At 57.5% G+C, this 14,682-nt stretch carries 13 protein-coding genes and 2 tRNA genes; 8 read left to right on the forward strand and 7 right to left on the reverse strand.

Translation table 11 applies throughout. The features are described from left to right. Nucleotides 1-18: 18 nt before the first annotated feature. Nucleotides 19-498 (reverse strand): MEKHLA domain-containing protein, encoded by a 480-nt coding sequence (locus tag VL130_RS13140; protein WP_325363373.1) that lies wholly within the window; start codon nt 496-498, stop codon nt 19-21. A 184-nt stretch (nt 499-682) separates the two neighbouring features. Between VL130_RS13140 and VL130_RS13145 the strand changes: the two genes are divergently transcribed. Beyond that, nucleotides 683-756 (forward strand) — tRNA-Gln (locus VL130_RS13145). 18 nt (nt 757-774) lie between these two features. Here the strand turns inward: VL130_RS13145 and VL130_RS13150 are convergent. From VL130_RS13150 to VL130_RS13160, 3 genes are all read right to left on the reverse strand, one after another. Further along, complete coding sequence (locus VL130_RS13150) at nt 775-1,935, reverse strand: carbohydrate porin (RefSeq protein ID WP_325363374.1); 1,161 nt, start codon at nt 1,933-1,935, stop codon at nt 775-777. 88 nt (nt 1,936-2,023) lie between these two features. Beyond that, complete coding sequence (locus VL130_RS13155; protein ID WP_325363375.1) at nt 2,024-2,560, reverse strand: GNAT family N-acetyltransferase; 537 nt, start codon at nt 2,558-2,560, stop codon at nt 2,024-2,026. Continuing rightward, the gene (locus tag VL130_RS13160; RefSeq protein ID WP_325363423.1) at nt 2,557-4,671 is read right to left on the reverse strand and encodes a S9 family peptidase; all 2,115 of its coding nucleotides are present in this window, start codon (nt 4,669-4,671) and stop codon (nt 2,557-2,559) included. The genes VL130_RS13155 and VL130_RS13160 overlap by 4 nt, the downstream gene beginning before the upstream one ends. 196 nt (nt 4,672-4,867) lie before the next feature. Between VL130_RS13160 and VL130_RS13165 the strand changes: the two genes are divergently transcribed. Next, nucleotides 4,868-5,779, forward strand: coding sequence for a serine protease (locus VL130_RS13165; protein WP_325363376.1), 912 nt, complete (start codon nt 4,868-4,870; stop codon nt 5,777-5,779). Between the two features lie 67 nt (nt 5,780-5,846). On the opposite strand, the gene VL130_RS13170 is transcribed toward VL130_RS13165, so the two are convergent. Continuing rightward, a complete protein-coding gene (locus tag VL130_RS13170; protein ID WP_325363377.1) occupies nt 5,847-6,464 on the reverse strand; it encodes a TetR/AcrR family transcriptional regulator in 618 nt (205 codons plus the stop codon). 152 nt (nt 6,465-6,616) lie between these two features. On the opposite strand from VL130_RS13170, the gene VL130_RS13175 reads away from it, so the two are divergent. Beyond that, nucleotides 6,617-7,363, forward strand: a complete 747-nt coding sequence (locus VL130_RS13175) for a YafY family protein (RefSeq protein ID WP_325363378.1) — start codon at nt 6,617-6,619, stop codon at nt 7,361-7,363. Here the strand turns inward: VL130_RS13175 and VL130_RS13180 are convergent. Further along, a complete protein-coding gene (locus VL130_RS13180; protein WP_325363379.1) occupies nt 7,346-7,603 on the reverse strand; it encodes a hypothetical protein in 258 nt (85 codons plus the stop codon). The two genes, VL130_RS13175 and VL130_RS13180, sit on opposite strands and share 18 nt — an antisense overlap. Before the next feature lie 203 nt (nt 7,604-7,806). On the opposite strand from VL130_RS13180, the gene VL130_RS13185 reads away from it, so the two are divergent. The 5 genes from VL130_RS13185 (at nt 7,807) to VL130_RS19540 (ending at nt 13,838) form a co-directional block, all read left to right on the forward strand. Further along, nucleotides 7,807-10,131: a TonB-dependent receptor gene (locus VL130_RS13185; RefSeq protein ID WP_325363380.1), complete on the forward strand. Its 2,325-nt coding sequence runs from the start codon at nt 7,807-7,809 to the stop codon at nt 10,129-10,131. Between the two features lie 120 nt (nt 10,132-10,251). Beyond that, nucleotides 10,252-11,310, forward strand: a complete 1,059-nt coding sequence (locus VL130_RS13190; RefSeq protein WP_325363381.1) for a glycerophosphodiester phosphodiesterase — start codon at nt 10,252-10,254, stop codon at nt 11,308-11,310. Nucleotides 11,311-11,418: 108 nt separating this feature from the next. Next, nucleotides 11,419-11,494, forward strand: a tRNA-Lys gene (locus tag VL130_RS13195). Between the two features lie 162 nt (nt 11,495-11,656). Next, complete coding sequence (locus VL130_RS13200) at nt 11,657-12,895, forward strand: tyrosine-type recombinase/integrase (protein WP_325363382.1); 1,239 nt, start codon at nt 11,657-11,659, stop codon at nt 12,893-12,895. Between the two features lie 655 nt (nt 12,896-13,550). Beyond that, nucleotides 13,551-13,838: an integrase arm-type DNA-binding domain-containing protein gene (locus VL130_RS19540; RefSeq protein ID WP_414636274.1), complete on the forward strand. Its 288-nt coding sequence runs from the start codon at nt 13,551-13,553 to the stop codon at nt 13,836-13,838. Between the two features lie 192 nt (nt 13,839-14,030). On the opposite strand, the gene VL130_RS13205 is transcribed toward VL130_RS19540, so the two are convergent. Next, nucleotides 14,031-14,564 (reverse strand): host attachment protein, encoded by a 534-nt coding sequence (locus VL130_RS13205; protein WP_325363383.1) that lies wholly within the window; start codon nt 14,562-14,564, stop codon nt 14,031-14,033. Nucleotides 14,565-14,682: the final 118 nt, after the last annotated feature.

Raw genomic sequence — 14,682 nt, forward strand, 5'->3', positions numbered from 1 at the left:
GCGCGGACCTATCATATTTTACAGAAAGCGCCAATCCCGGATGAAGGCCGCTTGGCCGTGACGCACGCCTGTGTCATCGACGACATTCCACAGGACGGTGTTGCGGATATCGAAGCGCTTGCCGGTGCTGGAGATGCGAACACCTGCGCAATTTTCGACCCAGCCCTTTGTCAGGGCGGCTTTCAGCAGGGCGTCGCGGTCGGACTGGATATCGCCGGCGGCCTCGGCGCTCAGTCGGGAAGGCAGGCGGGTAAAGGCGTCCCAGTCCATTTCCCAGAGCTTGAGCGCCTGCGCATTGGCATAGCGGAAGATAGGATCGGCCTCGGTGCCATGGGAAACAATAGCTCGCGGGGCATTGAACATCGCCTGCGCCAGTTCAATGTCGCTCAGGCGGGCGGCATCGATCATACCGAGAATCGATTGGCCGGTAAAACGCTGAAAGCTGTTCGCCATCAGACGGTTATAGGCGGCTACAGGCGTAGTCAGATAAGGTTTCATGGCTTTATCAACTGCGCGCCGGGCGAAAGCGCAATAAATTTGGCCAATGATCCACAAATAATGCTGCGGCAGCGGCGCCTCGCCGTGAAAAAGTTGTTACGGGGGATTGCTTTAGGCAAAACCTTGCGCTATCTCCACGCCTCTCGCGGCGTCACGCTGCTTCGGCGCGGGACCGGCTATATGCTGGGGAATGGTGTAATGGTAACACTCCGGTTTTTGGTACCGTCATTCTAGGTTCGAGTCCTAGTTCCCCAGCCAAGCTCTCTCCCTTGCAATCTAGCGAAAGGCCATGAGATCGGTCTTCAATCGCAGACCGACGACGACCGCATCGTCGATATCGCTGCGGCCATAGGGGTTCTGTACATATTGCAGGTCTGGCTGCACTGACAAGCCGTCACGGATATCCCAGCGATAGGTCAGTTCGTAAGTGATTTCCCGCTTGAGCGCCTCATTGATTGACGCCTGATAGGGCGTGCCGAAATGCGCCGCCGCCACGGCAAGTCCCAACTGATCGGTGACGCGGTTTTTCAGCGGGCCGGTATAGACGAGCCCGCCGCCAACATAGTCGGCGATCGCCATCAGCCGGTCATCTGCCATGCCGGCACGCACCCAGCCTTTCAGACCGTGATCATCATTGCCTGTGAGCGTAAAGCCTGTCTGGACATAGGTGCCGCCATTATCGTCGGACCGGCCTGTACCATCGAGCCGTTCCAGTATGGCCGTGTTTTTCCAGACGCCGAGTTTCACGAAGCCACCTGTGAAATCATATTGATACTCGCCGGTCCAGTGGCTGCCTTCTTCGGCGGACAGCTTGATATAGACGAATTTCTTGTTGTCATGGGGATCGCCCGGAACGCCATCAAAGACGGCGGCACGGACAGTCTGGTGCGAGGTGAGGCGCCATTGTCCGACAAGGCCGAGGCCGGTGGTCGGGAAGATAGAGAGGCCAGTTTGTGAATAATCGACGCCTATGCCATGTGAGGCATTCAGAAAGACTGTGGCGTTATCCTGAACGTCGAAAATGCCGTTGAGATTGATCAGTCCGGCCATGACATAGGCCTTATAGTCACCAAAGGTTTTCTTACCGTAGGCTTCGAACAGCCGCCAGCCATCCGGACAATCGATATTGGAAGTCACCTGCACATCGCCAACGCGGTTGGCGGAGAAGTTGCCGCCGAAATCGCCCAGCACATAACCAAAGGCTTCCCACCCCCTGTCGTTCTGCCAGTGGGCTGTCAGGTCGAGATTGCTGAGCCCGCTGGAACCGACATCGAGTCCGCCTTTGACGAGGGAGTCGACTTCGGTGGTTAGCACTGCACGGGTTTCAAATGTATCGGCGCGTGCTTTCTGGGAAATGACGGCGGCCAGGACCAGAAGGCCGATAAAACCGTAAAAGCCAATAGCCGAGGACTGACGGTGAGGGCGCAGGGAGGACATGAGGCCACGCGGGTAAGCTATTACTTTCCCTGAATTATTTCACAAAATTGCTACTTTTGAGTGAACGTCGTTATCGCAATCGGGCCAATTAATCATCCCAGCCGGCCCCTTGCGGATCGGGTGTATAGGGCAGCAGGTCGCGCGTCATGAAGACGACATCCAGCCAGCGGTCAAACTTGAAGCCTGCACGGGGCAGACTGCCGGTGTAGTCAAAGCCACACGCCTTATGCACGCCGATCGAGGCCAGGTTTTCGCTATCGCCGATCACGGCGATCATACTGTAAAGGCCGCGTTTGGTGCAGAGTTCCATCAGTTTCAGCAACAGCGCCTTGCCGATGCCGCGGCCGGTGGCTTCCGGCGCCAGATAGATGCTGTCCTCCACGACATATTTATAGGCCGGACGGGTGCGGAAGGGCGCAGCATAGGCATAGCCCAAAATCTTGCCGTCCTCCACCGCCACCAGATAGGGTAGTCGCAGTTTCTGTACGGCGTGAAAACCGGCCAGTATTTCATCGATTAACGGCGCTTCCAGCGCGAAGGTGCCCGTGCCATGCGCGACATTCCAGGCATAGATGGCGGTGATAGCGGTAAAGTCGTCTTCGGTCGCCGGGCGGATATCAATCATGCCTTGCGTCCTACGGCCCAAATGGCGAAGGCATAGTCGAAAGCGATCTCCTTCAGGAACTCAAACCGACCGGAAGCGCCGCCATGACCTGCCTCCATATTGATCTTGAGCAGCATGGGCGCATCCGATGTCGATTTCTCGCGCAGCCTGGCGATCCACTTCATCGGCTCCCAGTAGGTGACGCGCGTGTCGCTGAGACCGCCGGTGGCCAGAACCGGCGGATAGGCCTTGGCGGTGATATTGTCATAAGGCGAATAGGAAGCGATGTACGAATAGGCCTCTTCGTCTTCCAGCGGATTGCCCCATTCGGGCCATTCCGGAGGGGTGAGCGGCAAGGAGGTGTCGCTCATGGTATTGAGCACATCGACGAACGGCACCGCGCCGATGACCCCGGCCCACAGGTCCGGCCGCAGATTGGTGACCGCGCCCATCAGCATACCACCGGCCGAACCGCCATAGGCGACGATCCGGCCGCGCGTGCCGTAGCCGGCATCACTTAAGGATTCGGCGCAGGCAATGAAGTCGGTGAAGGTGTTCATCTTCTTGTATTTGCGGCCGTCGAGGAACCAGCCGTAGCCTTTTTCAGAGCCGCCGCGGATATGGGCGATGGCATAAACCCAGCCGCGATTGACGAGACTCAAACTGCGGATCGAGAAACCGGGGTCCATTGGCATGCCGTAGGAACCATAGGCATAGAGCATCAGCGGAGCGGAACCGTCGAGTTTGGTATCCGCCTTCATCAGTGCGGTGATGGGGACGCTCTGGCCGTCCGGTGCCGTGGCATAGAGCCGTTTGGCGACATAGTCTTTCGGGTTATGGCCGGACGGAATGACCTGGGTTTTCCGCAGAACCTGCTCGCGCGTCTCCATATTATAGTCGAAGGTCTGGGCCGGCGTGGTCGGTGAGGTATAGCTGTAGCGGATGATGTCGGTATCATATTCATAACCGCCGGAAGCGCCCAAACTGTAGGCTTCTTCGGCCACCGAGATTTCGTGTTCGGCCATATCGGCCTTGCGCGTGATGACGACGCGGGTATTGGCGTTCTCGCGCTCGACGCGGATCATGTGGCGCTTATAGACGCCGGAACCGGTGACATAGATGCCGGGGCGATGCGGCACAAGGTCTTGCCAGGTGTCGCGCGTGGGCTTTTCAGCGGCAGAGACCATCAACTTGAAATCGATGGCGTCGTCGGCATTGGTGCGGATGATGAAGCGGTCGTCCCAGTGGTCGATATCGTACTGGACGCCTTCCCGGCGCGGCTCGACGCAGAAGGGCAGGGCTTCCGGCGTGGCGGCGGGGATCAGCCAGGTTTCGTTGGTCTCGTGATTGCCGCCGCCAATGCTGATAAAGGCGTCGGAACTGAGCGTGCCGACATTCAGAAAAAAGCCCTCATCCGGTTCATCATAGATCAGTACGTCCTCACCGCCTCTGGCCGGACGGCGATAGACCTTGGCCGGGCGTGAGTTCTCGTCGCGCCAGGTCCAGAAGATGTATTGGGAATCCGGCGAGAAGGTGAAGCCGCCATCGCAGCTTTCGATCGGATTAGGCAGGATTTCGCCGGTCGCCAGATCCTTGACATAGACCTTGTAATACTCGGAGCCTTGTGTGTCCTCGCCCCAGGCGAAAAGCGCGTGATCGGGACTGTGCTGGGCATCGGAGGTCTCGTAGAAATCGCTGCCTTTTGCCCGTTCGTCCTCATTGAGCAGGATTTGCTCGATGGCGCGGGTATCGTCGGTCGAAGGGATGACGCTTTGGAAATCGCCTGTTGTGCGCGGACGGCGAGCGACGAAAGGATGCTGGGCACCTTTTTCAAAGCGTGAATAATATTCCCAAACGCCATCGGGCGAAGGCACGCTGGAATCGTCTTCCTTGATGCGGCCTTTCATTTCGGCAAAGATATCATCCTGCAAGGCTTTGGTGCTGTCCAGCATGGCGGCGGAATAGGCGTTTTCCTCGACCAGAGCCGCCTTGATGTCGGCCCGGATCAGGCCCGGATCGCGCAGCACCGCCTGCCAGTTGTCGTCCTTCATCCAGTGGTATTCGTCGATACGCGTGTGGCCAAGCTGTTCGATAGCGAAGGGCTGTTTGGCAGGTGCGGGCGCAGCGGGCATTTTAGGAAAAGCGGACAATGAATGTTCCTTGATCGGGGAGTGTGGCGGTAAAACCAGCCTGCGTCATAAAACGGCTACGTGGCGTAGTCAAAGTACGGCGGCGTGGCGCACGGTTGGGGTAGAGGATTGACCCAATCCGTAAATGCCGTCAAATGGCTTTGGCTGTGTTTTAAGGTTTTTTGGGGGGAAAAGCGTGATGATGGATGTTGACCTGACCGTGGCCCTGATCAAGGCGACCGTCCAGATCGATCAGCCGATCAGCGAGGCCAAGCGCATGGTCGGCACCGGTTTCCTGGTGTCCGTACCCAAGGGCGACGGCACAAGCCAGATCGTCCTTGTCACCGCCGCCCATGTCTTTGAAAAGATGCCGGCGGCCGATGTGCGTATCGGCTGGCGCGTTGAGGGCGTGACAGGCAACTGGCGCTATGTCCCCTCCAACATGACCATCCGCACAGCCAATGGTCCCACCTGGTATCAGCACCCGTCGCAGGATATCGCCGTCATACCGGTTACTGTGCCCGAAGGCCTGCGCGATTCCGCCATTCCCGCCGCCTGGCTGGCCGATGACGCCACCTTTATTAATGAGGGTGTCGCTGCCGGCGATGAAATGATGACGCTCGGTTATCCGCATGGTCTGTCAGCCAATGTGGCGGGCTTTCCGATCCTGCGCGCTGGCCGACTGGCTTCCTGGCCAGTGGCGCCTTCAGCCAGCTATCCCACTTTCCTGATCGACCTGACCGCCGTGCCGGGCAATTCAGGCGGACCGGTTTTCATGACCAGCCAGGGCGGCAAGGGACACACCTTCATCGCCGGGGTGCTGATCAAGCAGGTTGAGGACGACAATCAACGGCTCGAACTCGGCGTGGTGACGGACGCTATCTTCGTGCATGAAACCATCAATCTGATGTTGAAAGCGCAGGGTTTTGGCGTCAATCCATCGGCCAGCCTGAAGCCGGCGGCGCCTGCGCCGATGCGGACACCGGGCGGCCCTACGACCGATACGCAGGATATGACCCGGCGCGTGACAGATACAGTCGGTCAGGCCGCCAAACCGTCACAGGGCCTAGGCGGTGAACAGGTAACGCCGGAACAATCGCCAGCCAATTAAAGCTTTGATTATCCGTGCTTGTCTGGCTTATCTGTGAATACCTTTTCTATCTTACTTTCAAAGCCGGTTATGGCCGTAAGCCTTCCAGATAAACGCGCAACTGCTTCAGGCCGGAAATCAGCACACGGCCATCCTGGGCGGTCTTGGCCAGCGACATATAACCTTCGTAACTGGCGACGAAGAAGGTGGCGGTTTCGCGCGGATCGATATCGCGGCGGACCTTGCCATTGACCTGGCCCAGCCGCAGGGCATCGGTGACACCGCTGATCCAGTTGGTGAAAATCTCCGAAAGCCGCATACGAAAACCTTCATCGAGCGGCGACATCTCCTGCGCCAGATTGTTGAGCGGGCAGCCACCGGCGGCTTCGGCGTCAGAGGTGCCGGTGTTGTCGAGAATACCGATCAGGGCGTTGATCGGGTCATCGACGTCATCGAGCGGCGCCAGCCATTTGTCCTGAGTGATGCGGGCGATCACCTGTTCGATGACGGCGTGGCCGAGGGCTTCCTTGCCGGTGAAATGGTGATAGAGCGCCCCCTTGGTGACGCCCGCTTTCGCCAGGATGGCATTGAGGTCGCTGCCCCGGAATCCAGAATGATAAACCTCCTCGAACGCGGCATTCATCAGGCGTTCGCGGGTGCGGCCGGGGTCGCGGCGTGAGGGGATGAAATCGTTCAGATTTGACATACCGAGCAGTATGTATGTTCTGTTGTGAGAGTCAAGTGTCCACAATATTTGCGGGGTCGCCGGAATTATGCTGACAGAACTTGGCATGAAATGGATGATAGACTGTCATCAGTGCCGCGTACCTAGAAATAACCTTACCAAAGGACGCTCCCATGTCGCGTGCCACCCGCCTGCTTGATCTGCTGCAACTGTTGCGCCGCCACCGTTATCCGGTGTCGGGCGCCGAACTGGCGCGTGAACTCGATATCTCGCTGCGCACGCTTTACCGCGACATCGGCGCACTTCAGGCGCAGGGCGCGCATATTGAAGGCGAACCGGGCGTCGGCTATGTGCTGCGGCCGGGCTACATGCTGCCGCCGCTGATGCTGTCTCAGGAAGAACTGGAAGCGTTGGTGCTGGGCGTGCGCTGGGTGGCCGATCGTGGCGATGCGCGCCTGGGCTATGCGGCGCAGAACGCCCTGACCAAGATTGTCGCCGTGCTGCCGAAGGATCTGGCGGACGAGATCGAGACGTCCGGCCTGTTGGTGGTGCCGAGCTGGTCAACGCCGCCGAGCCGGATCGACCTCGGTGATATCCGGGCCTCGATCCGCAGTGAATGCCGCGTGGAGGTACGCTATACTGACCTTAAGGAAGTGACGACCGACCGTGTGGTGTGGCCGATCGCGCTCGGTTTCTTCGAGCATATCCGCATGGTGGTGGTGTGGTGTGAGATGCGTCAGGCCTTCCGCCATCTGCGCGCCGACCGGATCGTGACGTGGACTCCGCTGGAGAACCGTTACCCCAAGCGCCGGGCGGTGTTGCTCAAAGCGTGGAAGGCGGAGCGCGACGAGGAACACGCCCGCTATGAGGCGGAACTACCGGCCCGGAAAGCGGCTTTGGCGTCACCGATGGTGCAGTAAGTTTATTGCTCCCCAGCCCCAGGATTTGCCAATATGGCCGGATGGCCAGGTATTTCGCTTCGACTGTATCGATTGCGGCGCGCGCTGGCGCGGGCCGAGCGTTTCCGGCGGGCGCGTAATCACGGAAAAACTGCCTTCGACCCAGTCAAACCGCTCGATATCATCAAGCGGCGCCGATAAAGGCGTTGGCCACAACCACGCGCTTTGGCTGTTTCCCGGGATCAGCAGCTCAGGTTTCATTTAAATTTCCCTCCCATTTTACAGATTATGGTATCTGTAACCCGGAAGGCACAGTTATTTTCTTCATGAAATCAGTCTTTTGTCTGGTGTCATTAAACTGTTTCGGACCTGACACGATAGCTTCCAAAATCCTTGAATGAACCGTCATCAAGCCGGATTACGGCGTTTTTCCATGGAACACTTGAGTTCCGTGGGGATAAATCATGAAAATCGCACTGTTCACATCCGTGGCTGCCTTCGCTCTTCTGAGTGCCGGCATGGTTCACGCACAGGACACCGCACCAGTCGCTGCCGCTACCGCCGTACCGACCACTTCCGAAGACGTCACTGAGGTCATTGTTTACGGGCAGGGCCAGAGCCACCAGACCCAGTCGGTCAAGGCCGAGGACATCACCAAGCTGGCGCCGGGCACCAGCCCGCTGAAGGTGCTCGACAAGCTGCCGGGCGTCTCCTTCCAGTCGGCTGATCCGTTTGGCGCCTATGAGTGGTCGGCCCGCATCTCGGTGCGCGGCTTCAACCAGAATCAGATGGGCTTCACGCTCGATGGCGTCACCCTCGGCGACATGTCCTACGGCAACTATAATGGCCTGCATATCTCGCGCGCCATCATCAATGAAGACATCGCCCGCGCGGATCTCTCGCAAGGCGCCGGTTCGCTCGATTCTGCCACCTCGTCGAACATGGGCGGTACGCTGAAGTTCGTGTCGCGCGATCCGTCCGAAACCCTCGGTGGCGAACTGGCCGGCACGGTCGGTTCTGACTCCATGCACCGTCTCTATGGCCGCTTTGAAACCGGCGCGATTACGGCGCTTGGTGGCCTGCGCGGCTATATCTCCGCGGTCGACATGAAGACCGACAAGTGGAAGGGCGGCGGCGAGCAGAAGCAGCAGCAGGTCGACGCCAAGGCGGTCCTGCCGATCGGTGAAGGTTCGTTGTCAGCTTTCGTCAATCATAGCCAGCGACGCGAACAGGATTATCAGGATATGTCGTTCGAGATGATCGACCGCCTGGGTTCCGACTGGGATAACTTCCAGCCCGACTGGAAGCTGGCCAACCAGGTGGCGCAACTCTACCAAACCCAGACCACCCCGACCTATCCGGGCAAGATCACCACGGTTGACGATGCCTATTATTATGGCGGCGGCGTGCGTGATGACACCCTGTCGGGCATCACCCTCAACCTGCCGGTTTCCGACATGTTGAAGGTCAACGCCACCATCTACAACCATACCAACAAGGGCCAGGGCCTGTGGGTCACGCCATATCTGCCGTCGCCGGGCGTCAGCTATTCGCCCTTCTATAATGCGGCCGATCCGTCCTCGGATGACGCCTATGTCTCCATCCGCACCACGGAATATGATATCAACCGCACCGGCGCCATCGGCGGCGCCACGCTCGATCTCGGCGCGCATCAGGTGTCCGCCGGCTTCTGGGTGGAAAACAACGATTTCAACCAGGCTCGCCGCTTCTACGGCGAGACGCTTGCCGCGCCGCATCGTGACAGCCTCGGTTTCCAGAGCAACCCCTTCTATACGCAGTGGGAATACGCCTTCAACACCAAGACGACCCAGCTCTATCTCCAGGATGTCTGGACGGTCACCGACGCTCTGAAGGTCAATTTCGGTTTCAAGTCGCTGGAAACCACCAACAAGGTCAATCAACTTGTCGGCGGCACCATCAAGGCCGAACTGAAGTCCAAGGACACCTTCCTGCCGCAGGTCGGCGCGGTCTACAAGATCAACAGCAACTACGAAGTCTTCGGCTCCTATGCCGAAAACATGGACGCCTATGTATCGGCCGCCACGGCCGGACCGTTCAGTTCGCAAAGCCAGGCCAATATCGATTACGTCAAGACCAGTCTGAAGCCGGAATCGTCGAAAACAATGGAAGGCGGCCTGCGTTTCCGCTTCCCGCAATTCTCCGGCGTCGCGGCACTTTATAATGTCAAGTTCGACAACCGCATCCTGGCAGTGGCGCAAGGCGCCGGCATCCAGGGCAATGCCCCGGTATTGTCAAACGTCGGCGGCGTCACCAGCCAGGGTATCGAACTGGCCGGCACATACCGCTTCACCCCGCAGTGGAAGCTCTATGCCGCCTATAGCTATAACGACTCGACCTATGAAGACGATGTCCACTCGTTCGATGGCGCCGGCAATCCGGTGATCACCCCGACGAAGGACAAGAGGGTGGTCAACACGCCGAAAAACCTGCTGAAGACCGAACTGGGCTATGACAACGGTGCGTTCTTCGGTTCGCTCGGCGTCAATTTCACCGACAAGCGCTTCTATACCTACACCAATATCGGTGGCGAAGTGCCTTCGAGCACGATTTCCGATCTGACGCTCGGCTATCGCTTCGAGACCATCGGTACGACGGTTCAACTCAATGTCACCAACCTGACCGACGAGCAATATATCTCGACCATCGGCTCGAACGGCTTTGTCAATGCCGATGCCTCCGGTACGAGCCAGACCATCCTGCCGGGCGCCCCCCGCCAGGTGTTCCTGAACGTCCGTAAAACGTTCTAATTTTTTGCTTTCCCACCCTTGGGCCAGCCGTTTCATCACAACGGCTGGCCTTTCTTTTTCAGCGGAGCTACCCTGATGCATATCAATCGCCGCCGGTGTCTCGGCGCAGGACTTGCCACCATGGCCGCTGCCACTGTCGCCTATGCCGCCACGCCGAAAAAGCCGCTGATTGTCGGTCACCGCGGCGCGCCCGGCTATCTGCCCGAGCACACCATTCCCGGCTATGAACTGGCTATAAAAATGGGGGCTGACTTTATCGAGCCCGATGTGGTGTCGACCTCTGACGGCCACCTGATCGTGCGTCACGAGCCGCTGCTCTCAGTCACCACCAACATCATCGACCATCCCGAATTCGCCGACCGCAAGCGCACCCGCAAGCTGGACGGTATCGACACCACCGACTTCTTCACCTGCGACTTCACCTTGGCCGAGATCAAGACCCTGCGCGCCAAACAGGCCTTCCAGGACCGTGACCATAGCCATGACGGCCAGTATCAGGTCCAGACTTTTCAGGAGGTCATCGATCTGGCGCAGGTCAAATCACGCGAGACGGGCCGCGCCATCGGGATCTATCCGGAAATCAAGCATCCAAGCTTCCACCAGGCGCTCGGCCTGGCCATCGAGGACAAGCTGCTGGAGACTCTTAACAAGACCGGAATGAACAAGGCCTCGTCGCCGGCCATCATTCAGTCGTTCGAGACCGCCAATCTGAAATACCTGCGCCGGAAAACCACCATCCGCCTGATGCAACTGATCGATGGGTTCGACACCGATCCGGATACCGGCGCCATGATCCTCAAGCCCCCGTCCGACAAGCCCTATGACTGGGTGCTGGCAGGTCGGGCAGGGGACAACCACGATCAGTTGTCACCGGCAGGCCTGAGCGAGATCGCCGCCTATGCCGATATCGTCGCACCGTGGAAACGGCACCTGCTAAGCTTCGCCAAGGGCAAGCCGGTGTATCGCCGCGATATTATCGACAATGCCCATGCGCGCGGCCTGCAAGTCCATACCTGGACGATGCGCAGCGACCAGCTTGATCCATATTATAAAGGTGACGCCCAGAAAGAGTATTTCGATCTGTTCGACCTGGGTGTGGATGGGGTTTTCACCGATTTCGCCGATACTGGCGTTAAGGCGCGCGATGCCTGGTCGAGCGCTTTGAATCCTCAAGTTTAAAAACTTTGGGAAAAGCGAATTTAGCGCTTGTCATGCCAAAATAATTGGCTATGTTCCGCGCCTCACCGCCGGGGTCACCAAGCTCGGTTGGTTCCGAAGAATTGGTTCGGGTGTGTAGCTCAGTTGGTAGAGCAGCTGACTCTTAATCAGCGGGTCTGGGGTTCGAGTCCCCACCCACCCACCACTTCTCCTTCCGCCGAGGTCCGGCGCGTATTGAAAAATCCTTTAAAATATGGTACTTTAGCGCTCATGACGTTCGTGAGTGTACGGCCTTATTCGCCCGCATCCGGGTCAATTTGGGGTCACGCAGAGGGTCATGCCCAAAATCTGCAAAAGTGTGACCCCAATGACCATGACAGATACGTCTATTCGAGCGGCGAAGCCCTTGGAAAAACAATACAAACTGTACGATGCAGGCGGCCTGTTTATGATTGTGAGGCCTTCTGGGCAAAAACTATGGCGGTTCAAGTATCGTTTTAACGACAAGGAGCAACAGCTCACCGTCGGAACCTACCCGATAACTGGCCTGAAAGAGGCGCGAGCAAAGCGGGACAACGCCAAACGTCTGCTGGCTGACGGAATCGATCCATCGGCCGACAAAAAGCGAAAAGCCATCGCCGCCGCCATTCAGGCAAATAATACATTCGGCGCAGTCGCTAGAGAATTTCTAGACAAGCTGGATAAAGAAGGTGGGGCTAAGCCGACAAAGGTCCGAAACGAGCGCTGCATCAAACAGCTCGATGCAGATTTAGGCCGACGCCCTGTTGCGGAGATAGAGCCTTACGAAGTTCTGGCTGCGCTTAAAAAGTTTGAACGCCGGGGCATCTACGAAACGGCAAAGCGGCTCAGAGCATTCGCGTCGCGCGTTTTCCGATATGCAATTATCACTGGCCGGGCGCGGCACAATCCTGCGGCGGACATAGGTGAAGCATTGGTCACACCAAAGCGAAAACACCTGGCTGCTATTATCGAGCCTGCTGCGCTCGGCGAACTGCTCCGGTCAATCGAAACCTTCGACAAATACATGACCACCACCTTAGCCCTCCGCCTCACGCCCCATCTCTTTGTTAGACCGGGAGAGCTGAGGCACATGGAATGGGCCGAGTTGGACTTCGCGGGCAAGGTCTGGCGAATTCCGGCCGAAAAGATGAAAATGCGCAATGAGCACGCGGTTCCATTGTCACAACAAGCGCTAGCAATCTTGGCAGAGGCAAAGGCATTTTCAGGCCACAGCAAATACGTTTTCCCGTCGATACGGACGGGGCTAAGACCAATGAGTGAAAACACGGTCAACGTTGCACTTCGGCGTTTGGGCTACACTGGTGATGAGATGACGGCGCATGGCTTTCGCAGCACCGCGAGCACACTGCTAAATGAATGCGGGCTATGGTCTTCTGATGCCATTGAGCGTGCCCTAGCGCACAAAGGTAGCGACAGGGTGCGGGCTATATACCATCGGGGCGCGCATTGGGATGAACGAGTTAGAATGGCGCAATGGTGGTCAGATTATTTGGATAAATTGAAAGACGACAAGCTAATTTCGCCACCAATGATGACGATTTTTGGGAATGTTAAGATCTGCTAGTCCGTCTAATGGTCCATCATAGCCCACAGCAAACTTAAACCGTGTCGTGCAATCGCTTAGTAGGCCAGCTATAAAAATCGCATTGCCTGCTTATGGCGAGGGCCGTATATTTTTCGTTCTCCTGGGATCGCAGCAGCGAGTAGGTGTCACGTTCAGTTTGGATTAGAGAAACTGGCCTGATTCCGGCTCGAAGCAAATGGCTAGCGAAGAACTAGGACTTCACGGCTTACGATACGCCAGTGTCACAATTGCGACCAAGGCATCGTTAAGGAACCCGAGCTGCGTTAAGTTAACTGGGCAGTTGCGAGTGCCGTTTTGATTTTCAGACATTGATTCATATAACGCCGCTAAAATTTGCTTCTAATTTAGAAAGCTTAAGTTGGGGTCATTTAATCCCCGATAAGGAGTCAAACCTAAGGCATAATATTTAATTGGGGTCACGGATGGGGTTGCATTGATATACCGACGTTATAGACGGTTTAATAACATAGACATACCGGCTGAACGTGAGTCCGTGCCCAACCAATTTTCTTCCGCCAGGGCCCGGCGATATTGGAAAAATCCTTATTTTATGGTAGTTTAGCCTGATATTCATCCGGTGAAATCCCCACCCCATGTCCGGCAACGTCCGGGGTATTTGGGGGCGCCGTGTCTGGTGGTATCTTCATGCCGCGGACACCAGGAAAAACTTCTGTCGTTCGGACCGTACCGGCTCAATTCGCTTCGTGATGCCAGGGACCACCGCGACGAAGCCCGACAGCGGCTGCTGAATCAAATGGATCCGGCAGCCGACAAGAAGCGCAAAGAGGTGGCGACAGCCCTTCAGGCAGCCAGTACAGCGACGACAATCTGGTCAATGCGATCAGGGAGCCACCCAGGAAACGGCCAACGCTTATGGTTCGCTCCGGATGGCCGCTGCGGGGCATCGTACAAAAGGATTTGATCATTGCGACAGGAGAGTGCGGAATAGCTTAACAGGCTACACTCGGTGTCCGTCGAACCGGCAGCAGCTCATAGCGGCTGAGAGTGTTGAGGCCTCCAGCGCAGGAGAAGGGCGCCTTGTGCCTGAAAGACCTAACATGCGGCCAGAGGTTCAAAATTGATGGCAATCAAGCCCCTGAATATGGGTGATGCTTCAATGTGGCAGTTCACGCGCCGGGAAGATATCTCGCAGGCGCTCTGTAAGCGCATGAAGCGGAAGATTGGTAAATTCCTTTGCCAGTTCAACCAGCACGACGTCGCGCACCGCTTTGGCAAGATGCGGACGCAGTATGCCGAGCCAGACAGGGGGCGCTATGATAACGAGGTAGTCAAAACGGTTGTCTGTCTTCGCCCGGTTCAACTGGCCGGCCACGCGTTCGGCCAGGTCCGCCTTGATCTTTGTGCGAATGTCCATACGCGGCTCGGTCAAATGACGGACATTGCCACTGCTCTCGAAGATCGTTGCGGAGAGACCGCTGCCTGTATCGTAAGCCTCGATCGGCTCGGCCTCGAAGGCAAGGGTATCGACGGGTTGAAGCCCCCAGGTCAAGGCACCTTCTGGTTGGGGCGTGGCGCGCGCCACGAAATCCCCGCTGGGTACGCGCAAATAGACCTTCGCCTGGCGGCTGTCGGCGACCAGAACCCACACCACGGAATGGTGATAGGGGAGGGGATTGGGTTGCGTCATTGATTTCTCCTAACTTAACGTATTCCGGTGGGGCATAAACCCAACTCCGTAACAGACTGGCCGAGTGACAACCCGCCCCCAACTTGCGCTCCGTTGGGAAAGGTGGTCCCGGCGGGGG

The sequence above is a fragment of the Asticcacaulis sp. genome (assembly GCF_035497195.1).
Lineage (GTDB): Bacteria > Pseudomonadota > Alphaproteobacteria > Caulobacterales > Caulobacteraceae > Asticcacaulis.

Coding starts and splice junctions, on each gene's coding strand:
- VL130_RS13140 (WP_325363373.1), bottom strand. CDS start 498: ATGAAACCTTATCTGACTACGCCTGTAGCCGCCTATAACCGTCTGATG.
- VL130_RS13150 (WP_325363374.1), bottom strand. CDS start 1,935: ATGTCCTCCCTGCGCCCTCACCGTCAGTCCTCGGCTATTGGCTTTTAC.
- VL130_RS13155 (WP_325363375.1), bottom strand. CDS start 2,560: ATGATTGATATCCGCCCGGCGACCGAAGACGACTTTACCGCTATCACC.
- VL130_RS13160 (WP_325363423.1), bottom strand. CDS start 4,671: ATGCCCGCTGCGCCCGCACCTGCCAAACAGCCCTTCGCTATCGAACAG.
- VL130_RS13165 (WP_325363376.1), top strand. CDS start 4,868: ATGATGGATGTTGACCTGACCGTGGCCCTGATCAAGGCGACCGTCCAG.
- VL130_RS13170 (WP_325363377.1), bottom strand. CDS start 6,464: ATGTCAAATCTGAACGATTTCATCCCCTCACGCCGCGACCCCGGCCGC.
- VL130_RS13175 (WP_325363378.1), top strand. CDS start 6,617: ATGTCGCGTGCCACCCGCCTGCTTGATCTGCTGCAACTGTTGCGCCGC.
- VL130_RS13180 (WP_325363379.1), bottom strand. CDS start 7,603: ATGAAACCTGAGCTGCTGATCCCGGGAAACAGCCAAAGCGCGTGGTTG.
- VL130_RS13185 (WP_325363380.1), top strand. CDS start 7,807: ATGAAAATCGCACTGTTCACATCCGTGGCTGCCTTCGCTCTTCTGAGT.
- VL130_RS13190 (WP_325363381.1), top strand. CDS start 10,252: ATGGCCGCTGCCACTGTCGCCTATGCCGCCACGCCGAAAAAGCCGCTG.
- VL130_RS13200 (WP_325363382.1), top strand. CDS start 11,657: ATGACCATGACAGATACGTCTATTCGAGCGGCGAAGCCCTTGGAAAAA.
- VL130_RS13205 (WP_325363383.1), bottom strand. CDS start 14,564: ATGACGCAACCCAATCCCCTCCCCTATCACCATTCCGTGGTGTGGGTT.